The sequence below is a fragment of the Vibrio rhodolitus genome, assembly GCF_003350325.1.
Classification (GTDB): domain Bacteria; phylum Pseudomonadota; class Gammaproteobacteria; order Enterobacterales; family Vibrionaceae; genus Vibrio; species Vibrio rhodolitus.
The window spans coordinates 46,779-67,518 of record NZ_QLYZ01000009.1 but is presented as its reverse complement, the minus strand read 5'-3'; the positions used below and the strand labels follow the sequence as shown (position 1 = coordinate 67,518).

At 45.9% G+C, this 20,740-nt stretch carries 16 protein-coding genes and 1 other annotated feature; of the genes, 7 read left to right on the top strand and 9 right to left on the bottom strand.

Going from position 1 to position 20,740, the window contains the following annotated elements:
• Positions 1 to 2 precede the first annotated feature (2 nt).
• Complete coding sequence (gene thrA, locus DPF93_RS10510) at positions 3 to 2,462, bottom strand: bifunctional aspartate kinase/homoserine dehydrogenase I (protein ID WP_114766128.1); 2,460 nt, start codon at positions 2,460 to 2,462, stop codon at positions 3 to 5.
• A 30-nt stretch (positions 2,463 to 2,492) separates the two neighbouring features.
• Positions 2,493 to 2,611 (bottom strand) — a sequence feature (Thr leader region).
• Between the two features lie 268 nt (positions 2,612 to 2,879).
• Between thrA and DPF93_RS10505 the strand changes: the two genes are divergently transcribed.
• Positions 2,880 to 3,332 (top strand): ribonuclease regulator, encoded by a 453-nt coding sequence (locus tag DPF93_RS10505; protein WP_114766127.1) that lies wholly within the window; start codon positions 2,880 to 2,882, stop codon positions 3,330 to 3,332.
• A gap of 5 nt (positions 3,333 to 3,337) precedes the next feature.
• Here DPF93_RS10505 and DPF93_RS10500 read toward each other — a convergent pair whose 3' ends face one another.
• Positions 3,338 to 3,823 carry a putative 4-hydroxy-4-methyl-2-oxoglutarate aldolase gene (locus DPF93_RS10500; protein WP_114766126.1) on the bottom strand — a complete coding sequence of 162 codons (486 nt, stop codon included), beginning with the start codon at positions 3,821 to 3,823 and terminating at the stop codon, positions 3,338 to 3,340.
• Between the two features lie 30 nt (positions 3,824 to 3,853).
• Positions 3,854 to 4,276 (bottom strand): DUF3293 domain-containing protein, encoded by a 423-nt coding sequence (locus DPF93_RS10495; protein WP_244204708.1) that lies wholly within the window; start codon positions 4,274 to 4,276, stop codon positions 3,854 to 3,856.
• Positions 4,277 to 4,566: 290 nt separating this feature from the next.
• Between DPF93_RS10495 and arcA the strand changes: the two genes are divergently transcribed.
• Entirely contained in the window at positions 4,567 to 5,283 is a 717-nt protein-coding gene (gene arcA, locus DPF93_RS10490; RefSeq protein ID WP_075651371.1) for a two-component system response regulator ArcA, read from the top strand.
• A 127-nt stretch (positions 5,284 to 5,410) separates the two neighbouring features.
• Here arcA and hldE read toward each other — a convergent pair whose 3' ends face one another.
• The 3 genes from hldE to DPF93_RS10475 all read right to left on the bottom strand — a co-directional run bounded on the left by hldE (position 5,411) and on the right by DPF93_RS10475 (position 11,191).
• Entirely contained in the window at positions 5,411 to 6,841 is a 1,431-nt protein-coding gene (gene hldE / locus DPF93_RS10485) for a bifunctional D-glycero-beta-D-manno-heptose-7-phosphate kinase/D-glycero-beta-D-manno-heptose 1-phosphate adenylyltransferase HldE (RefSeq protein ID WP_114766125.1), read from the bottom strand.
• Between the two features lie 81 nt (positions 6,842 to 6,922).
• The gene (glnE, locus tag DPF93_RS10480) at positions 6,923 to 9,763 is read right to left on the bottom strand and encodes a bifunctional [glutamate--ammonia ligase]-adenylyl-L-tyrosine phosphorylase/[glutamate--ammonia-ligase] adenylyltransferase (protein ID WP_114766124.1); all 2,841 of its coding nucleotides are present in this window, start codon (positions 9,761 to 9,763) and stop codon (positions 6,923 to 6,925) included.
• Positions 9,764 to 9,934: 171 nt separating this feature from the next.
• Entirely contained in the window at positions 9,935 to 11,191 is a 1,257-nt protein-coding gene (locus DPF93_RS10475) for a methyl-accepting chemotaxis protein (RefSeq protein WP_114766123.1), read from the bottom strand.
• A gap of 105 nt (positions 11,192 to 11,296) precedes the next feature.
• On the opposite strand from DPF93_RS10475, the gene DPF93_RS10470 reads away from it, so the two are divergent.
• Positions 11,297 to 12,118 carry a potassium channel family protein gene (locus tag DPF93_RS10470; RefSeq protein ID WP_114766122.1) on the top strand — a complete coding sequence of 274 codons (822 nt, stop codon included), beginning with the start codon at positions 11,297 to 11,299 and terminating at the stop codon, positions 12,116 to 12,118.
• 48 nt (positions 12,119 to 12,166) lie between these two features.
• On the opposite strand, the gene DPF93_RS10465 is transcribed toward DPF93_RS10470, so the two are convergent.
• On the bottom strand, positions 12,167 to 13,684 hold the full coding sequence (locus DPF93_RS10465; protein ID WP_114766121.1) for a CYTH and CHAD domain-containing protein: 1,518 nt from the start codon (positions 13,682 to 13,684) through the stop codon (positions 12,167 to 12,169).
• 206 nt (positions 13,685 to 13,890) lie between these two features.
• On the opposite strand from DPF93_RS10465, the gene DPF93_RS10460 reads away from it, so the two are divergent.
• The 3 genes from DPF93_RS10460 to DPF93_RS10450 all read left to right on the top strand — a co-directional run bounded on the left by DPF93_RS10460 (position 13,891) and on the right by DPF93_RS10450 (position 16,739).
• Entirely contained in the window at positions 13,891 to 14,571 is a 681-nt protein-coding gene (locus tag DPF93_RS10460; protein WP_164675349.1) for a TIGR00153 family protein, read from the top strand.
• A 128-nt stretch (positions 14,572 to 14,699) separates the two neighbouring features.
• Positions 14,700 to 15,959: an inorganic phosphate transporter gene (locus tag DPF93_RS10455; RefSeq protein WP_114766119.1), complete on the top strand. Its 1,260-nt coding sequence runs from the start codon at positions 14,700 to 14,702 to the stop codon at positions 15,957 to 15,959.
• Between the two features lie 168 nt (positions 15,960 to 16,127).
• Positions 16,128 to 16,739: a TIGR04211 family SH3 domain-containing protein gene (locus DPF93_RS10450; protein WP_114766118.1), complete on the top strand. Its 612-nt coding sequence runs from the start codon at positions 16,128 to 16,130 to the stop codon at positions 16,737 to 16,739.
• Positions 16,740 to 16,785: 46 nt separating this feature from the next.
• Here the strand turns inward: DPF93_RS10450 and DPF93_RS10445 are convergent, their stop codons facing one another.
• The gene (locus DPF93_RS10445) at positions 16,786 to 17,553 is read right to left on the bottom strand and encodes a general secretion pathway protein GspB (protein ID WP_114766117.1); all 768 of its coding nucleotides are present in this window, start codon (positions 17,551 to 17,553) and stop codon (positions 16,786 to 16,788) included.
• Complete coding sequence (locus DPF93_RS10440) at positions 17,553 to 19,163, bottom strand: ExeA family protein (RefSeq protein ID WP_164675348.1); 1,611 nt, start codon at positions 19,161 to 19,163, stop codon at positions 17,553 to 17,555. Before DPF93_RS10440 ends, DPF93_RS10445 begins: the two co-directional genes overlap by 1 nt.
• 83 nt (positions 19,164 to 19,246) lie before the next feature.
• On the opposite strand from DPF93_RS10440, the gene DPF93_RS10435 reads away from it, so the two are divergent.
• Entirely contained in the window at positions 19,247 to 20,602 is a 1,356-nt protein-coding gene (locus DPF93_RS10435; protein WP_114766199.1) for a multifunctional CCA addition/repair protein, read from the top strand.
• Positions 20,603 to 20,740 lie beyond the last annotated feature (138 nt).

The window sequence follows — 20,740 nt, the reverse complement described above, 5'->3', positions numbered from 1 at the left end:
GGTTATACCCCCAATTTCCAGCCAAGAGTACGCATCACATCAGCAAAAACACCTGCTGCTGTTACTTCAGTACCCGCGCCGTAACCACGTAATACCAATGGAATTGGATTGTAGTAACGGCTGTAGAATGCGAGCGCATTTTCGCCATCTTTGATCTTGAACATTGGGTCATTTTCATCGACAGCAGCAATGCTTACGCGGCATTGACCATCGACGATTTCACCGACATAGCGCAGCACTTTACCCTGCTCACGCGCCTTAGCAACTTGCTCTTGGAAATAAGCATCGGCTTCTGGGAGACGCTGCATAAATTCATCAATGCTGCCTGAATCATCAAAACCTGGTGGCAATGCTTGATCGACCACAACGTCTTCTAATTCCAGCGACATGCCTGCTTCACGAGCAAGAATAAGCAGCTTACGAGCCACGTCCATACCCGATAGATCATCACGAGGGTCTGGCTCGGTAAAGCCATTATCTTTGGCGATATTAGTCGCTTGGCTAAGCGTCATGCCTTCATCTAACTTACCAAAGATGTAAGAAAGTGAACCTGACAAAATACCTGTAAAACGCTCAAGTTCATCACCGGCTGAGATAAGGTTTTGCAGGTTTTCAATCACAGGCAGACCCGCACCTACCGTTGTTTCATACATCAATTTACGACGCGAGCTACGAGCTACGTTACGTAACTGATGGTAGTAAGCCATGCTCGCGGTATTGGCTTTTTTGTTTGGAGTAACAACATGGAAACCAGCCGCGAGAAAATCGGCATATTGCTCAGCAATAGCTTCACTTGACGTACAATCAACCAAGACAGGGTTAATGATATGATTGCGCTGAACCAAAGACTTAAGGCTTGCCAAACTAAAGGCTTCTGACGCACCGTTTAGACGATCGCGCCAATGTTCTAACGGTAAGCCGTGTCCATCAAGCAGCACACCTTTACTGTTTGCTAAGCCACATACTCGTAGCACAATGCCTTTCTCAGCCAACTTAGCCTGCTGACGTTGGATCTGATCAACCAGTTCGCCACCAACACCACCAACACCAACTACAAACACATCAAGAAAATGCTTAGAGTTAAACAAGTTCTCGTGACATGCTTTGATAGCTTCTGAAATTTTATCTTCTGGAATAACCGCTGAGATTGCACGCTCTGATGAGCCCTGAGCGATAGCGACAATATTGACGTTCACTTCCGCCAACGAAGCAAAGAACTGAGAAGCAACGCCGCGAGAAGTGCGCATACCATCACCAACCAGCGTGACGATAGCGACATCATCAATGTACTCAACCGGCTCAAGTAGACCGTCTTTGAGTTCTAGCTCAAACGCATCTTTCAGAGCTTGCTCAGCCAGCGCTTTATCTGCCGCTTCGATACAGAAACTGATGCTGTATTCAGAAGACGATTGGGTGATAAGAACAATTGAAACGCCTGCAGATGACATCGCGCCAAATACGCGGCTTGCCATGCCAACCATGCCTTTCATGCCCGGACCAGAAACGTTAACCATAGTGAGATCGCTTAAGGTCGTAATGCCTTTGATCGCCAGCTTATCTTCACCAGTATCTTGACCGATCAACGTCCCCGCGCCCTGTGGGTTAAAGCTGTTTTTGATCAGACATGGGATATGAAATTGAGCAATCGGCGCGATGGTTTTTGGATGCAATACTGAAGCGCCGAAGTAAGACAGCTCCATCGCCTCTTGGTAGCTTAGTGATTTAAGTAGACGAGCATCATCCACTAAACGTGGATCGCAGTTGTAGACGCCATCTACGTCAGTCCAAATTTCGCAGCACTCAGCGCGCAGACACGCAGCCAGAACAGCGGCTGAATAGTCAGAGCCATTGCGACCCAAGGTTACAAGTTCACCTTTTGCATTACCGGCAGTAAAGCCCGGCATGATATTAACGTGACCTTGTGGTAGCGGCTTGGCGCGGAAGTTGTCTGTCGAAATTTCAACATCGACCATAGCTTCAAGGTGATCACCGCGCGCAAGCAAGTATTCAACCGGGTCAATCAAGCTTGCTGGCTGACCTTTGGCTTCTAGTACTGCCTTCATTAATTGAATCGACACGCGCTCCCCCTTACTGATAATGCGTGCGTTCACGTTATCTGGGCACATACCCAACAAGCTGATGCCATTGACGAACTGACGGAGCTGAGTCAGTGAGCTTTTCACTTGATGGTTGTAGCCGCTCGCGTCTAAGTTCGGCACTGACTGTTGAACTTCCGCTAGTAGACCACGAAATAGATCTTCGATTTCGGCAATTTGCAATTCGGCGTCACTGCCTTTTAAAGCCGCATCAATCACTGCAACCAGTTTATTGGTTGTCTTACCCGGTGCTGATAGTACAACCGCAACTTCTTCTTGCTGTGCATTGTTGGCAATAATATCTGCCGCTCTTAAAAAGCGATCTGCATCTGCCAGTGACGATCCGCCAAATTTTAAAACTCGCATCCCTTCCTCCGAATTCTCGATAAATTGGTATAAAAAAAGGCCTGTACCGTTTGGGATACAGGCCTTTTTTTGAATTTTTTACGCTTAGCAGCCTGCCCCAACGCGCGTAGTGTCGGTAATAATAATGGTGGTGGTCATTACATTTTGGCTGTTAAGTTGCATCAATAAATACTTCAATGTGTTTGCTTACCTCTACGTTTAACCTATTTCCCAACATTTAGTCAACGAAAAGTTTGTTTTTTAAGGCGACAATTCAGGCGCATTCGCGACTTTAACAAGCCGAGAGCGAATAAAAACAATACACATATAGCAGTTTTGATCTCATTTAGTTAAAAAACGCGGATAGGCATTGAGTTTTATGCTTTAATTGTCCATGCAGTGGAAAGATTGATCTTACCCAATGGATTGAGGTGGCTTATGAAAAAAATAATTAGCCTAGTTCTCACCCTCCTAAGTTGCGGGGTGACCGCTGCCGATCTGCCTAAACTGCAATTCGCAGAAAAAGACTCGCCACACAAATTATTTCTCTCGACTGACAGTAATCAGCATAGCTTTGATTCTTGGACCATCGATAGCGGATACGCCTACAACTTATTTGATAAAGTGGATGTTTATGTAGGGACACGCCTTGATGATAAAAAAGAAAGTGGGTTTCTAAGTGGGCTAAGCTATCAGGTTTCCCCGCGCCTCTCAGTCAAAAGCTCGTTGCACTCATATACCGATCAAGACGCACCTAAAGGTCAAGAAAGTGGTATTGCCGCTGAAGTCTCTAGCCGAGTTCATCTGACTGAACAGCTCGATTTGCATGCCACTCTCGATTATCAAGAGTGGCAACAAGGGTTCGAAGTTGGAATTGGCTTTCGCTTTTAGCCAATCTAATCCCAGTTAAGAAGTTCGCTCGAAGTCAGCACGCCATTCCAGTCAGCGTAAACATAATGCCCCGGTTGAATCATCTGATTGTGAATGGTCAGCATCACATTCACTTCTCCAACCCCGCGCTTTTCCGTTTTCAAAGGGCAAGTCCCGAGTGCTTGAACACCGATATCCATTTGCGCGATCATTGCAGCATCACGAATGGCACCATTAATAATGATCCCTTCCCAATGATTCTCGATCGCCAAAATTGCAAGTTGATCACCAAGCAGCGCTCGTTGACACGAGCCATTACCATCCACAAACAGCACTTTGCCTCGTCCATCTTGTCCGAGTACTTCACGCACTTTAGAGTTATCGTGGTAACAGCGTACCGTCACAATTTCTCCCCAAAATGCCGTTCTTTGACCAAAGTTACTTAGTGGTAAATTTACGTAATTAACGTGACGTTCAAATTTGTCACAAATATCAGGTGTTATGTCTCTCATGTCTTCCTCCATGAACTTAAATTGAATTCCTTATCTGATCCTATAACGCCATTCCCCTAGGTTGATTTTTGTTCTATCCGGCAGGCAAGATAACAAATTGATCTGTTCATCTTGAACAAAGTAGATAGCATTCTGCTGATATTTTCGCCCAAGCTCAATAGCTAGTGTCACGGAGATCACACTTGCAAAGCTGATTTCAGACCATGAAAAATCGCCATTTCCAACCAGCACTTGAGAATATTTATAAAGCGCGAGATCACACTGCAAGCGACTATTTCTTAAAAGGTTTTCGTGATCTGATAACCTCTGGCTAGCCGGATTATTCGCCGTAACAATCACAAAATCGCCAGTTGGAATTGTATTTTCAAATTTGAAGTATGGATCACAGTAAGCTTGCCAAAAATGAGCATCAATCATCATATTACCAATAATTTTACAACTGTCATTTACCATTAATATCTGTTACAAAGAATCTCTTGATATAAATCAACAAAGTGAATGGAATTAACATTTGAGCATTGTTAGCATGCTGTTAACTCTATAAAATCCGAATCAAACGCCTAATAGTATGAATGAGGATAAGGAACCTCTTCTGAAAGAAAGTAACACCAAGGATGGCGGGCATGTAAAGAAAGTTTTTTTATAGTCTTTGGTTTATTGTCAAAATCAATTACCTGTAAGTAATGTTTTTGCCTAGTATTTATTCTATTAGCACATTTTTTTCACAAGTTTAGGTAACGCCAATGCAAACCCCGCAGATTCTTATTGTTGAAGATGAGCAAGTAACTCGTAACACTCTAAAGAGTATTTTTGAAGCAGAGGGATACGCTGTATTCGAAGCCAGTGACGGTGAAGAGATGCACCAGATTTTGACTGAAAGTCAAATCAACTTGGTGATCATGGATATCAACCTACCAGGCAAGAATGGTTTATTGCTAGCTCGTGAACTACGTGAACAAGCTAACGTGGCACTTATGTTCCTAACAGGTCGCGACAACGAAGTCGATAAAATCCTTGGCCTGGAAATTGGCGCTGATGACTACATCACTAAGCCATTTAACCCACGTGAACTGACTATTCGTGCACGCAACCTACTAAACCGCTCTATGAACTCTAGCTCAGTTCAAGAGGAAAAACGTAGCGTTGAGAAATACCAGTTCAACGGTTGGGTTCTAGACATCAACAGCCGCTCTCTAGTGAGCCCTGATGGTGATAGCTACAAGCTACCTCGTTCAGAGTTCCGTGCCCTACTGCACTTCTGTGAGAACCCAGGTAAGATCCAAACTCGTGCGGATCTTCTGAAGAAAATGACAGGTCGCGAGCTTAAGCCACATGACCGTACTGTTGACGTAACGATTCGTCGCATCCGTAAGCACTTCGAGTCAGTGTCTGGTACACCTGAAATCATCGCAACGATTCACGGTGAAGGTTACCGCTTCTGTGGTGAGCTAGAAGACTAATTCTTCTGCCAATTAAATAGTAAAAGGAGCCAATCGGCTCCTTTTTCTTTTTCTGTAAGCATCGCGCACAAAAAAACGCCCATCAAAGATGAGCGTTTATATTGCTGATTAGCTTGGCGTGGTCAAATTAACCTTTGCCGCCTTTAATCGCGTTGATGATCTCACTGGTTGAGCAGCCATCTTCAAAGTTAAGTACTTTCACTTCGCCGCCATTGGCAATCACTTCTTTACCACCAGCAATCTCTTCTGGTTTGTAATCACCACCTTTAACCAATAAGTCTGGCAACACTTCTGCGATCAAGCGTTGTGGAGTATCTTCACCAAATGGCACCACCCAATCCACCACGCCAAGACCCGCTAACACCGCCATACGGCGATCAGTTGGGTTAACTGGACGACCAGGACCTTTAAGGCGTTTAACCGACTCATCTGTGTTTACCGCCACAATAAGGCGATCGCCAAGCTCTGCAGCATGGTTTAGATATGACACGTGACCGGCATGCAAAATATCAAAGCAGCCATTGGTCATCACAACTTTCTCACCACGTGATTGCGCTTTTTTCACCGCTTCAATCAGAGCCGCTTCTGAAATCACACCAAAGTCTGTATCGTGACTGCCGTGAATCGCTTCCGCCAACTCAATGGTAGACAGCGTTGAGGTACCCAGCTTACCAACAACCACACCTGCAGCTGCGTTGGCTAGCGCACAAGCTTGGTCAAGCGGTTTACCAGCTGAAACCGATGCTGCCAAGACAGAAATTACCGTATCACCCGCACCTGTTACATCGAAGACTTCCTTCGCTTGCGTTGGTAGGTGGAATGGTTCCTGACCACGGCGAATCAGCGTCATACCGTTTTCACTGCGAGTAACAAGTAGCGCTTCAAAGTCGAACTGCTCAATCAAGCCAAGCGCTTTCTCAATCAGATCTTGTTCAGATTTAACCTTACCAACCACATGTTCAAATTCAGCCATGTTTGGAGTTAGCAATGTCGCACCACGGTAACGCTCAAAGTCAGCGCCTTTTGGATCAATAAACACAGGTACATTTGCCGCACGTGCTTTTTGAATAAACATCTGTACGTGTTCAAGCGCGCCTTTTGCGTAATCAGACAGCACCACAGCTTGCACTTTTGGCAGCGCTTGGTCCATGCGATCTAAAATCGGTTCAGGATCAACCCCTTCAAATGGTTCTTCAAAATCCAAACGAATCAGTTGCTGACCACGGCTTAACACACGTAGCTTAGTAATAGTTGGTAGGTTAGGCAGTGAAACAAAATCACATTTCACTTTCAGTGCTGATAGTGTCTCATTCAGCACTTTAGCCGGTTCATCAATCCCTGTTAAACCAACGATATGCGCATGTCCACCTAGCGAAGCAATGTTCATTGCTACGTTCGCCGCACCGCCAGGACGCTCTTCGTTGTTTTCTACTTTCACTACTGGTACTGGTGCTTCTGGCGAAATACGACCAGTTGGACCGGACCAGTAACGGTCTAGCATTACGTCACCAATAATCAGTACACCTGCTTGACTGTAGTCAGGTAGGATTGGTTTCATCATTGAACTCCACTATTTAATTCTCGGCAAAGTTTATCATAGCGTTTCAGCCGTCAAAACCTTTACCTTTACTCTATACCACTAGCTTAGCCATTGATTCCAAACCTCGACCACCATTTCTCGCTGCTGAGTAAATTTATCGTCAGCAACATCGGCATCTAGGTTCAACAAATTACGATGATGAATCTGATCGCGCATGGATGTGTAAGCATTGGTCACCGCCAAAGCTTGCTGCTCATCCATGATCCCTTGTGCAATAAGAGATTCGAAGATTCGCACATTGTCAGACCAGCGGGTAAGTTTCGGTTTATCATGGCTATAGTTCAGCACCAAATACTGGGCAAGAAACTCAATATCAGTAATGCCTCCGAGGTCTTGTTTGAGCATAAAGCGTCCCGCTTTCTTGCCACCTAAGTGATCGCGCATTTTAATGCGCATATCAACCACTTGTTTTTTCAATTCTGCAGTTTCACGCGGCAGACACAAGATCGCATGGCGGATCTCATGGAAGGCTCGCTGGAGCGGCTCATCGCCATAGATCATACGCGCGCGAACTAAGGCTTGATGCTCCCATGTCCACGCTTCGGTACGTTGATACTCATCAAATGCATCAGTTGGGCTAACCAATAAACCTGATGCGCCCGATGGACGTAAGCGAGTGTCCACTTCGTACAAAATCCCTGATGCGGTGCGGGTGGAGAAAATATGAATAATGCGCTGGGCAAGTCGCAAGTAGAACTGGCGACCATCAATATCTTTCTTACCGTCTGTGTAGGCACTTACTGGGCAGTCATGCATAAATACGATGTCTAAATCGGAATTGTAGCCAAGCTCCCAACCACCGACTTTGCCGTAGCCAACGACAGCAAACCCTTTACCTTCGCGATCTTTAAGGTGATTAGGCTGACCATATTTTGCCACCATTTGTAGCCACGCTTGATTGACGACACACTCAACAATCGCCTCAGACAGATAAGTTAAGTGATCACTCACTTTCATCACTGGCAACACGCCCGCGATATCCGCAGCGGCAATACGCAAGATGCAGATTTGCTTAAATTGGCGTAGCGCTTCCATCTGCTGCTCCATATCGTCTTCTGGGATACGAGCAAGATAATCACGCAACTCGGTACGATATGACTCAAGCGGAATTGGGTTGTACAGATGCTGTGGGTCAATCAGCTCATCAAGCAGAATTGGGTAACGACCTAGCTGCTCAGAAATCATCGGGCTTGCCGTACAAAGGCGTACCAGTTGAGTCAACGCGGCACCGTGCTCATCCAGAAGCTCTAAATAGGTAGTACGAGTCACAATTCGATGCAGCAGATGCAGTACACGCGGCAAACCAAATTCAGCATCTTTATGAGCAAAAATGGCTTGGAACATTTTCGGCATCAAACGGTTTAGCACTTCTCGACCGCGTGGTCCGAGCGTTTTCTTTGCCAAATCTTGTTTGAAGGTGATGATGGTTTGCGCCATCTTCTCCGGTTCAGCCGCTTGGATATCATTGGTTAAAATGCTCTCAATCACATCACTGTGCTGCGCCATATCCCAGAGCTCGTTAAAATGTTTGGCTACTTCGCTTTGCTCTTCTTCATCATCACCAATCAAATTGGTAAACACCGCATGCACGTTTGCCATATTGAACTGCACTTGCTCAAGCAACTGTGGCCAATCTTGGTAACCCATCGCCACAGCAAGTTGTAATTGCTCTATTTCACCATCAGGTAACGTTTGGGTTTGTTTATCTGCCATGGCTTGCAATAAGTTTTCTAGGCGGCGTAAGAACTTGTATGCATCGCGTAAATGTGTCACTTCTTGCGAACTTAATAACTCAAGCTCTTCTATCGCCGCTAAAGTGACCAGCAAGCCACGTTGACGCAGACTTGGCTCGCGTCCTCCACGGATAAGCTGGAACACTTGCGCGATAAATTCAACTTCACGGATCCCGCCTGCACCCAGCTTAATATTGTTACTCAACCCACGACGACGCACTTCACTACTGATCATCGATTTCATACGACGCAGTGATTGAATGGCACTGAAATCGATATAACGACGGAAAACAAATGGACGCAGCATTTGGCGTAGCTCTTGGTATTCCGGGTACATCTCACGCCCCATCACGCGCGCTTTGATCATCGCGTAGCGCTCCCAATCACGCCCCTGCTCTTGGTAGTAATCTTCCAGTGCCGCGTAACTCATTACCAACGGACCACTGTCGCCAAACGGACGAATACGCATATCGACGCGATAACAGAAACCATCAAAGGTTTGCTGATCGAGCGCTTTGATAATGCGCTGTCCCAGTCGAGTAAAGAATTGCGCGTTGGCAATGCTACGGCGTGCACCTTGTGTTTCGCCGTTCTCTGGGTAGGTAAATATAAGATCGATATCCGATGAGAAATTGAGTTCACCACCGCCCAATTTGCCCATCCCGATGATCAGCATTGGCTGAGCTTCACCTTGTTCATTACAAGGTGTGCCCCACAGCTCACAACATGCTTTGTATTGCCATTGATAAGTTTCAAAAATCATCGCTTCGGCTAGCTGAGAAACATGCTCTAAGCTTTCTTCCAGCGTCCAACTGCCACAAAAATCGCGCCAAGCTATGTAAGCCATTTCGCGGTTACGAAACTGTCTCAATACTCGCTGACCACTCGTCTCATCAAGGCACTTCGTTAACTGAGTTGCCAATTCCGCTCGATAGCCTGAATAACGCTGCTGCTGCGCGAGCATTTCTGGTAATTCGTTACGCAGTCGCTCGTCTTTTGCTAGCACCTCAACCACAAATTGACTCAGCCCAGCTACACGCTCAAGTTGCTGATAAATATCTTCAGGCCAATGTTGCTGTAACTGGAATGGTTCTAAGTTCGCCAGAGCGGATTGCAAAACAGGGGAGAGAGGTAAAGGCAGCGGCATGGTTCGTCCTTGTTAAATCAAGCGATTAATTTGCCCGCAGAAGCAAATCATTTTAAAACAACACAATACCCGCAAAGTAACGCTGGATATTAACGTTAGTTATAACAAAATTTAGGCAATAAAAAACGCCTGCGAAGTGTTCGCAGGCGTTTATTGGTTCACTCTGTGAGATCACACTTTGAATGAGGCGATCTTCTTATCCAATTCTTCCGCATTTTTCTGCATAATTTCAGAGGTTTCAAGCAGCTCACTGACAACTGTCACCGAAGCTTCCACCAGCTCACGTACATTGGTCAGGTTTTGATTCATTTCCTCAGCAACGCTACTTTGCTGCCCTGCCGCTGTCGCGATCTGGAAATTCATGTCATTAATTTGCGTCACTTGTATCACGATGCCATTGAGCTCATTACCAGCATTGGTGACCAGATCAACCCCTTCTGCCGCTTCCACTACGCTCTTTTCCATCAACTCAACCGCGCTGGTTGCACTCGATTGTAGTTGAGAAATCATCTCTTGAATTTCTACTGTCGCTTGTTGAGTGCGCTGGGCAAGGTTACGCACTTCATCAGCGACCACCGCAAAGCCTCGACCGGCTTCGCCAGCACGCGCTGCTTCAATAGCTGCGTTTAGGGCTAGCAAGTTAGTTTGTTCTGAAATGCCTTGAATCGTACCAACCACACTACCAATCTGATCAACACTTTCTTCAACTTGGTTTACCGCTTGCGCTGATGCGGCAATATCTTGTGATAGTTCACTGATCTTGCCCACAGTGTCTTGAACGAAACGCTGACCCGTGACCGCTTGCGTTGACGCGCTTTCAGTCAGTGATGAGGCACTTTGCGCATGATCTGCCACGGTTTGTACCGTGGAGGTCATCTCACTCATTGCCGTGGCAAGCTGATCGATCTCTTGGAACTCTTCCTGCGCCGACTCTTTAGTTTCTGACATACTCATGGTCATCACTTCAGTCAGACCCGCCAGTTCTTGCGAGGAGTGCAGTTGAGTTTTGATCAAATCTTGTAGCTGAGCGCGCGTTTTTTCTAGCTCACGCGCCACATCACCATATTCATCGCGACACTCAAGACGGATCGGGGTACTGAGATCACCGCTTGCCATTCGTTTAATGGCAATATTAAGGTACTGAGTTTGACGCAGCATAACGCGCGCAGCGAAGAGAAGAACACAAACGAAAACACCAATTAAACCAATGGTCTGCCATACAACGTCTACCAAGTAGGCTTCATAATGCTCTCGAGCAACAGCGGCGTTGCCCGTTGCAGCGAAAAGAGATTCGTAGAACGTTTCGGCGTCCCATAATTGCTTGCCGACGATCAGTAAGGTACTGAACACCATCAGCATGGCCATCTTGGGAACGAGGCGAATATCCGTAATCACTCGCTCCCATGGCTTAAATGCCATTGTCGTCATTTTAGTTCTCCACTAAGTCATATATGCTTTCTACAGCGGCTTAAAGTTCTCTCCGCAAAAAAATACTACTTCAGTACTAGCACCCATATTTATTTCGAGCCTCGTATGAATAGAAATGATATCAAAGACGACACTAAGCCGATGAGCTTATTGTCACTAATTCTCTCATTTATGGCGCTATTTGTGATCTCAGCCTTGTTGTTTTTCCCAATTGAGGCTGAAACACGTCAAATACTTATCGGCTTGGATTTCATTATATGCAGCATTTTTCTTCTACAACTAACGATTGATTTGATCCGGTCCGCAAACAAGAAGCATTTTCTGAAAAAACATTGGATAGATTTCATTGCCAGTGTGCCAATGATCGAGCCATTGCGCTTTGCGCGGATTTTTCATATTTTGCGGGTGATTTTAGTGATCCGCTCTAGCCGCAGTATTGTCAAACAGGTACTCAGCAACCGTAAAGAAACCACTATTGCCTCGATATTGCTGCTTTTAGTGGTTCTACTCACGCTGGGTTCTAGCCTGATGTTGTTTGTTGAAGGTCACTCACCGGATGCCAATATAACCAGCGGTGCTGATGCCTTATGGTGGGCGTTAGTTACTATTTCAACAGTGGGGTATGGCGATCATTACCCAGTAACCGAGCTAGGCAAAATCATTGCCGCAGCGGTTATTCTCTGCGGGGTGGGCTTATTTGGTATGATTTCGGGCTTAATTACTTCCGTAATTACCTCACCGAGCAAGATGCAAACTTTAAAGGCTGAGCAAAAAGAAAAGCAGATGTTGATCTTACTTGAGCAGCAACAAGTGATCTTGCAGCGCTTAGAAAAGCTCGAGCGAAAAATGAGTCGAGATATCGATAAGTTGCAACACGGCTCGCCCTCTTCTACGCCCAATAGCAAGCCATCGAATGAAGAAACTTAAAAGATAAAAAGAGAGCCGATGGCTCTCTTTTTTTCGATTAGCATTTCACTACTCTTGCCAATATGGCTCAGCTTCAATACAGATAACTCGAGTTTGCTCCATAGCATGCAAAATCGAAGTTTCTTGACGAAATAGCCAGCGCTCAAGCTGCTCGCGTTCATCATCTTGCAAACTATCAACCATCTTCTCAAGAGGTTTTAAAGTCAGCAAGTCATCAATACCTTGCAGCAAGTCAGCCCAAGGTAGACGGAAGCTATTACGCTCCTCAGCGTCATATAAGCTAGCAAAACCGACTCCGGTATACAGGTTACGCATCAAGCGGTATTGCTGCTCAATATAATCACTCGGATTCATGACTTTTTCTGGTGGAAACGCTTCCATCAGTTCATGCCAAGTACGCTCAAGCTGCACAACCGAGAATGGTTGAATCGACTGAGCCATCGCTTGACGAGATTTGTCATCTAAGAAAGGCTGCCAACCGCGAGTCAAAATCCAACGGCTCAAATCTAACAATAACGCGGTATAACGAGCAGAATTAAACTGTGCCAACATTTCTTCACGTGACGGCAATTCTTGCTGCAGTTCTGAAAGCTCTTTAATTAAGAACTTACGTGCGTCCAGTTTGCGTAGCGCATGACCTTTGTCTTCTAAAAGATCATCGAGATAGTCGTACTGCTTAATCCACTCAAGATCTTGCTCTAGCCACTTGAGCTCTTGGCGAATTAATGCACTGGCTTTACGCGGCACGATGTCACCGTAAATCGTCAGCGTCTGGCGGATAAAGCTAATCGAGTTTTTGATCTCATGCAGTGCATCTATCGACTCACGCTCAGAGTAGATTTGCTCATGGTAGTGCCAGTGAGACAAGGCATGCTCAAGCGAAGTAATGAGGCAAGACTCAACGGTGTCGTTTTTATCGGTTGCCACCAAGTCCATCGCCTTAACTTCATCGCCATCATAACCCAGAGCCAAGCGATAGCCGCGTGCCGCTTTGCTCAAGTTACCTAAACGCATACCGCCGTTATCACTCAGACTGCGCGCCAAAGTAAACAGCGCATCGGTTTGACCTGATTTCAGCTCCAGCTCAACCTCGCAAATTGCATCGCGATCTTCACCAGAAATCACCTCACCTTGGTCAAACGCCACTTCCACTTGGCTACCATCCGCCATCGCAATTAACCATTGCTCACGTGTGAAGTTGGTCGAAAATAGAGGCGCAAGTTCCGCTTGCAGAGTTTCGACATCTTTCCCCATTGGCCAAATATCACCTGGGTGCAAAGATAAATCAGGTTCATTACCTGTATGCTCAGCATTGTATTCAGGACGCTGATGTAACCCAGCCACGACACGCCCAGCGGTTTTTACCGTTTGAACATAAACCTCATCGAAACGACGAATTCGCAGACCAATATCATGCTGTCTGAGCCAATTGTCTGGTGTATCAAAATAAGTGTTACCCAGCTCACGACAGCTATGCTGAAGTATCTTTGCTTCAGAAATTTTTTGACGTAAAGTTTCTGAAAAATCTGGAGAAACAAAAAACTTCAGTTCTATCTCGGTTTCCATAGTTATACCTTTCAAAGCAGATAGAGACAGGATATTGCTATATTTCCCACTCGGCAAGAGTGAAATATCGCTCAATTGATGATCTAAAACAGTTTTAATGATGGATTTAATGCGTTACCATGCGCGCCTTTATAGCCATCGCACAACATTTCGCCCGTAAAGGGTGTATTGTTACTTATGGGTTATATTTAGTAGGTTGAATGACCATGCCAGTAAATACAATTATGGGGTTATTTGCAAAGTCCCCTATTAAACCTTTGCAGCGTCACGTAGTGTGCGTTAACGAATGTTGCTCCCACCTAGTCAACTTCTTCGAAGTTTGTGCTCAGGGTGATTGGGAAAAAGCAGCCGAAATTCGTGCACAAATTTCTCATCTAGAGAAAGAAGCGGACGTACTCAAGCGCGAAATTCGCATCAAGCTTCCTCGAGGTTTGTTTATGCCAGTAGATCGTAGCGACATGCTAGAACTGCTGACGCAACAAGACAAACTCGCAAACCTTGCAAAAGATATCGCAGGTCGCGTTTATGGTCGCCAACTCGCCATTCCAGCTCCTCTTCAAGAGAACTTCATCGCTTACGTTAAACGTTGCCTAGACGCAGCTCAGCAAGCGCAGAAAGTGATCAGTGAGTTAGATGAACTGTTGGAGACCGGATTCAAAGGTCGTGAAGTTACCCTTGTAGCTGAAATGATCAATGAGTTAGACAAGATCGAAGATGACACCGATGCGATGCAGATCCAACTTCGTCAACAATTGATGGCGATTGAACAAGATCTGAATCCAATCGACGTGATGTTCCTGTACAAGATTTTAGAATGGGTAGGCGGTATTGCCGATCAAGCACAGCGTGTAGGTGCTCGATTAGAAGTGATGCTTTCCCGCTCATAAATGTAAGTTAACTCAATAACGAGCAGATTTTAAATACACCCCAGTTAGGCGATGAATATCTCGACGCTTAAGGGGTTTTCTCGTGTTTAAAATTTGGCTCCGCTTATTACAAACAACTAGGTATTACGATGGATATCCTTGCGAACTATGGCACTGTCCTGATTATTGTTGCAGCTATTTTTGGTTTTATGATGGCTGTAGGTATTGGTGCAAACGATGTAGCCAATGCTATGGGTACATCAGTAGGCTCAAAAGCTCTGACTGTAAAACAAGCAATCATCATTGCGATGATTTTCGAATTTGCTGGTGCTTATCTTGCTGGCGGTGAAGTAACCGATACTATCCGTAAAGGTGTTATCGAGACATCTCTATTTGCCGACCAACCAGACGTGCTTGTTTACGGTATGATGTCTGCGCTTCTTGCTGCAGGTTCATGGCTACTACTAGCATCGTACATGGGCTGGCCAGTATCAACTACTCACTCTATCATCGGTGCAATCATCGGTTTTGCGTGTGTTTCTGTTGGTACTGAAGCAGTCGATTGGAGCAGTGTTCAAGGTATCGTAGGTAGCTGGATCATCACTCCTGTTATCTCTGGCTTCTTTGCTTACGTCATTTTCGTCAGTGCACAGCGACTGATATTCGATACAGAGAAACCACTATTTAACGCTAAGCGTTTTGTACCAGTTTACATGTTCATCACTACTATGGTGATTGCACTAGTAACCATCAAGAAAGGTCTAAAACACGTCGGTCTACACCTAAGCAACACTGAAGCTTGGATGTGGGCAGCTGGCGTATCAGCTCTAGTAATGGTAGGTGGTTACATCTACATTCAGAAGAAATTTGCTGATCGTGAAGACGACCACGGTTTCTCTGGCGTAGAAGGTATCTTCAGCGTACTAATGGTAATTACAGCGTGTGCGATGGCATTTGCTCACGGTTCAAACGACGTAGCAAACGCGATTGGTCCACTATCTGCAGTTGTATCTACTGTTGAACACCTAGGTGAAGTAACAGCGAAAAGCACTATCGCATGGTGGATTCTACCGCTAGGTGGTTTTGGTATCGTTGTTGGTCTAGCAACACTAGGTCACAAAGTAATGGCGACTGTTGGTACTGGTATTACAGAACTAACACCAAGCCGTGGCTTTGCAGCGCAGCTAGCAACAGCATGTACAGTAGTACTAGCATCTGGTACCGGTCTACCAATCTCAACTACGCAAACCCTAGTTGGTGCGGTTCTAGGTGTTGGTTTTGCTCGTGGTATCGCAGCACTTAACCTTGGCGTTGTACGTAACATCGTTGCATCTTGGATTGTGACTCTGCCAGCAGGTGCTCTACTTGCGGTTGTCTTCTTCTATGCGATCCAAGCCTCGTTTGGTTAATCAAATATAGGTCAGCGAAATGTAAGCTGACTGTCATTATTGACTCAAACACGCAGAAAGGGAGGCTTAGCCTCCCTTCTTTGTTGCACCCTAAATAGAAAGTTCTTACTATTTGCTCCTCGGGGTTTACCCTTCCCTGAAAGCTTGACGACTGTTAAAGGATTTACCGTGAAAAAACTGGTTCTAATGATCTTTGCTTGTATCATTGCAGCGCCTTCTGCAATGGCTAAAGATCGCTATATCTCTGATAATCTATTTACCTACATGCACTCTGGTCCGAGTAACCAATACCGTATCATTGGCAGTGTCAATGCAGGTGAAAAAGTAACGCTACTCTCAACTAACAAAGAAACTGGCTACAGCCAAGTGGCTGATGATCGTGGTCGTAAAGGCTGGGTCTCTACCAATCTGATCACCGCTCAAGAGAGCATGACAACGCGCTTGCCACGTCTAGAAAAAGAGTTGGCAGAAGTAAAATCGAAGTTGGCGAATGCTAACGAGAACGCAAACAAAGAAAAAGCGGGGTTAGTTGATTCACTGGAAAACCGCAATAGCCAAATCTCTGAGCTAGAGAAAAGCTATGCTGAAATGAGTCAACAACTGACGGCATCTCAAACGGAAGTACGTAACCTACGTGCCAAGCTTGATACGCAAAAAGATGATCTGTTACTGAAATACTTTACCTATGGTGGTGGTGTTGCTGGTATCGGTCTACTGCTTGGTTTGATCTTGCCACATATTATTCCTCGTAAGCGCCGCTCTCCAGCAGGCTGGGCTTAACCAAATACAAATAAGGTCACCTATGGTGACCTTATTGCTTTTGTCGCTAACCTTGCCAATCATACAGCGCTGGGATCTCAATGCGCTGCTGCTCAAACTCAATCACACAAACTTGTGGCTCGATCGCCACCAATTTCACGCCGTCAGCCAACCAGCTCCCCTCTTGATATTCACCGTTGTTCACTTTCACCCAACGCTTGCTTGGGTTTGACGAATAAACATGAGTCTGAAAGTTAAGCGCAGGGAGTCGCCCAGTCCAAAGATTCGCATCACTGGTTAACTGCGACTGCGCGAGGGCGTTGTCAGCTTCTTCACTAGGCAGATCCGAGCTCATTGCCGATTGCAGCAATTGCGCGACATCGGGTGACAAAGTGGAAAAATCAATTCCCTGCAGCAAATCATCTGATTCACTAACATCACTAACCTGCGGTGAACTTGCGCCCGTTTGTTTGCTCACCGGAACCGGGGTGGGTTCAGGGGCAGATGCCACTGTGATTACAGGTTCTGCTGGAGGAAGATAGGTATCTTGCAGCGCACCCACATCAGGATAATTTAAGGTCAGAATTGGCTTAGAAAACTCAATAACTTCAACACCACCTTGATTGCTCGCCAACCACGCATCACGCATCTCAAGGTAAGTAAGCCCGCTGGTCACTAACGATGCGGTTACCACTGGCAAAGCAAATAGCAGCAAATGCTTGCCCCACGAGCTCTTAGGCTTACTTTGCTGATTTGAATAAAACGGTACAGCATTAGAATGATGCACTTGATAACCTTGTTGTGACTCTTCTAACGATTGAATTAAATTCGCCATTAGATGCCCTCCAAAACCGTCAAATGCGGTGCATTATCACTTTGTGCCAAGAGTTCTAATCGTCTCAAGGTATTTTCTCCGGCAATGCCATCAACATTCAAACCTTGCCAGCGCTGAAATAAACTCACTTTGTGTTTTAGATCATCACCATAAGTTGCATTAGTCGAAACCGGTAACTCAAGTAACTTAGATAACGCGCTATCTAAGTGCGTGACTGAAGAACCACTCATACCCGGTTTAAGGGTTTGCTGCCATAACCGCTGCCAAATAAAGTGATACTCTCCATGCCAAATATCGCTCAACCAACGTCGATCAAACTCGACACGTTCACTATCAATCAATAGCTGCACTCTTTCTTCAGTTGCTCGATAAAGCACAGCAAAACGCGGCTCGCCTGCAAAATCCAAGCTCAATACAACCGGTAGATTGCGCTCTAGTAGTTGCTCTAAGCTCCCTTGCTGCACACTACAATCGAACTTCGACCGCTCAGTACTCTCACACATTTGATCGACAACTGAAGCGCGGTAACCCCAAACATAGTAAAGCTCACTCATGCTCTCTGCCAACGTGTTAGGCTGACGTAGTAAGCTCGCTAACTCAGCAGGAAACACCTCTTTGCGCTCAACTACCTTTGGCTGCTCTGGATAACTTTGCGCCAATTGCGCTTGTATAGGTGCAGCAAGATAGCTCGGTAGATACCACCAACTTGCTCCGGCAGCAGCCAACCCCAATACAGTAGAAAGTACGTAACTCAGTTTGCGGCTCGTAGGTCTCGCTTGATTTAAGTGCTGCGAGAAAGAAGGCTGAAAACTCATCACCTCTTGGCATGCTGCGCTGACAGATTGCAAACTCGGCGCAAGTTCACCCAATTGATACGCACGCTTTAAAGCAGCATCACACACCAAGTTCACTAAGCGCGGAATACCTTGGGTAGCCTCTGCAATCAACTTAAGCGATTTAGCAGAAAACAGCTCACTATTGCCACCAGCAAGCTGCAAACGAAACTGAATATATTTCGCGGTTTCACTACTATCTAAAGGCAGCAAATGGTAGCGACCAGTAATACGCTGAGCAAGCTGACGCAATTGCGGCATTTGCAGCTTTTGTTGCAATTCAGGCTGGCCAATCAATAGCACCTTAAGCAACTTTCTTTGTTCGGTCTCTAAGTTGGTCAACAGACGAAGCTGCTCTAACACTTCTGCTGAAAGGTGCTGAGCTTCATCAATAATAACTAGAGTCTGTTTCCCGCTGCGATAACTCTCTAGTAGGAAATGTTTAATATGGTCTGTCAGCTGTTTGATAGAAGCCTGCTCATCATAGGCTAAGTTAAACTCATCGCAGATCGCTTGCAGTAGCTCTAAACTGGAAAATGTTGGGTTGAGAATTGAGCCAATCTGGGGGGACGCATCCAAAGCTTTTATCATCGCTTTCGAAACGGTGGTTTTTCCGGTACCCACTTCTCCTGTCAGCATGGCAAAACCACCACCGTCACCCAACCCAGCTTGTAGGTGATGAATCGCTTCTTTATGGCGCTGACTTAAATAGAGAAAACGTGAGTTAGGTACAATAGAAAAAGGTAACTCAACAAATCCGAAATGATGGTTATACATGTAACTAGTCGCTGGGAATTTATTGGTAACGAAAGTACCATTGCCTACTGCAATAGGCAATGATGATAGTTAGTGAGAACAACGTGCAAAAATATCTTGTGGGTGGTGCGGTGCGCGATCAACTGCTTAATCTGGCAGTGTATGACCAAGACTGGGTAGTCGTAGGGGCAACCCCAGAGCAAATGCTGGCTGCTGGTTACACGGCAGTCGGTAAAGACTTTCCAGTATTCCTCCATCCAAAAAGTAAACAAGAGCATGCGCTGGCGCGAACTGAGCGCAAAACGGGTGCCGGTTACACAGGCTTTCAATGCCATTTTGCTCCCGATGTCACATTGGAAGAGGACCTTATGCGCCGCGATTTGACTATCAACGCAATGGCACAAGATGAGCAAGGCAACATCATTGACCCTTATCATGGTCAGCAAGACTTAGACAATCGCGTGCTAAGGCATGTTTCAGAGGCATTTGTTGAAGACCCACTCCGCGTACTTCGTGTCGCCCGCTTTGCCGCTAAACTCGCACATCTCGGCTTTAGCGTCGCACCAGAAACCATGACATTAATGGCTCAAATTGTTGCGGATGGAGAACTCGAACATCTTACCGCTGAACGCGTGTGGCAAGAATGGCATAAATCACTATCAACTCGAGATCCGCAAGTGTTCCTTGCGGTATTGCGCAAATGCGGTGCACTCAAAGTGGTATTACCGGAAATTGACCGTCTATTTGGCGTACCGCAGCCTGAGAAGTGGCACCCAGAGATCGATACTGGTGTTCATACCTTAATGGTGGCGAAACAAGCCTCACTACTTTCTGAATCGACTACGGTAAGATTTGCCGCGCAAATGCACGATTTGGGTAAAGGTGTTACACCACCAAGCGAGTGGCCAAGCCACAAAATGCACTGCCATACTGGGCTAAAAATTATCAAAGCGCTATGTGAGCGCGTACGAGTACCTAACGACTACCGAGATCTCGCGTTAATGGTGTGTGAGCAGCACTCTAACATTCACCGAGCGGCGGAACTAAAACCTGCCACCAAGCTAAAGATCCTCAACAAATTCGACGTGTGGCGTAAACCAGAGCGCCTTAATGATATCTTGCTCTGCTGTATGGCCGATCATCTGGGTCGCAAAGGTCTTGAGCATATCGACTATCCACAAAAAGCGATTTTCGAAGCTGCCTATCAAGCCGGTTTAAGCGTGCAAGTACAAGAGATCATCGCTGATGGCTTTAAAGGCGCCGCAATTCGCGAAGAGATGGAAAAACGCAGGGTTGAAGCGAGGATGCGGGATGCGGGATGCGGGATGCGGGATGCGGGATGCGGGATATTTTGTCTTTTAGAGAACAAGTTGAGTCAATGGTTTTTAGTCATTGATAGTGAGCCTCAAACCTTAACACCTTCAAAAGCGAGGTATGAGCGAATTGGGGATCTATATTAATCTCCACCAAAGACAAGATTCCCTACTCAAGCTAACGCACTCTATGGAATGACAAACTTAACGCTAGCGCTAAGTAAGACAAAGCCTATTCCGTATTCCGCAAGCGCAGCGTTCCGTAGGGCGAAGCCTGTTCCCGCA

What these genes read in the sequence shown, in the direction of transcription:
- hldE (WP_114766125.1), bottom strand. Translation starts at nt 6,841, where the DNA reads ATGAAACCAATCCTACCTGACTACAGTCAAGCAGGTGTACTGATTATT.
- arcA (WP_075651371.1), top strand. Translation starts at nt 4,567, where the DNA reads ATGCAAACCCCGCAGATTCTTATTGTTGAAGATGAGCAAGTAACTCGT.
- DPF93_RS10460 (WP_164675349.1), top strand. Translation starts at nt 13,891, where the DNA reads ATGCCAGTAAATACAATTATGGGGTTATTTGCAAAGTCCCCTATTAAA.
- DPF93_RS10465 (WP_114766121.1), bottom strand. Translation starts at nt 13,684, where the DNA reads ATGGAAACCGAGATAGAACTGAAGTTTTTTGTTTCTCCAGATTTTTCA.
- DPF93_RS10470 (WP_114766122.1), top strand. Translation starts at nt 11,297, where the DNA reads ATGAATAGAAATGATATCAAAGACGACACTAAGCCGATGAGCTTATTG.
- DPF93_RS10445 (WP_114766117.1), bottom strand. Translation starts at nt 17,553, where the DNA reads ATGGCGAATTTAATTCAATCGTTAGAAGAGTCACAACAAGGTTATCAA.
- DPF93_RS10440 (WP_164675348.1), bottom strand. Translation starts at nt 19,163, where the DNA reads ATGTATAACCATCATTTCGGATTTGTTGAGTTACCTTTTTCTATTGTA.
- thrA (WP_114766128.1), bottom strand. Translation starts at nt 2,462, where the DNA reads ATGCGAGTTTTAAAATTTGGCGGATCGTCACTGGCAGATGCAGATCGC.
- DPF93_RS10495 (WP_244204708.1), bottom strand. Translation starts at nt 4,276, where the DNA reads ATGGTAAATGACAGTTGTAAAATTATTGGTAATATGATGATTGATGCT.
- DPF93_RS10475 (WP_114766123.1), bottom strand. Translation starts at nt 11,191, where the DNA reads ATGACGACAATGGCATTTAAGCCATGGGAGCGAGTGATTACGGATATT.
- DPF93_RS10500 (WP_114766126.1), bottom strand. Translation starts at nt 3,823, where the DNA reads ATGAGAGACATAACACCTGATATTTGTGACAAATTTGAACGTCACGTT.
- DPF93_RS10455 (WP_114766119.1), top strand. Translation starts at nt 14,700, where the DNA reads ATGGATATCCTTGCGAACTATGGCACTGTCCTGATTATTGTTGCAGCT.
- DPF93_RS10505 (WP_114766127.1), top strand. Translation starts at nt 2,880, where the DNA reads ATGAAAAAAATAATTAGCCTAGTTCTCACCCTCCTAAGTTGCGGGGTG.
- glnE (WP_114766124.1), bottom strand. Translation starts at nt 9,763, where the DNA reads ATGCCGCTGCCTTTACCTCTCTCCCCTGTTTTGCAATCCGCTCTGGCG.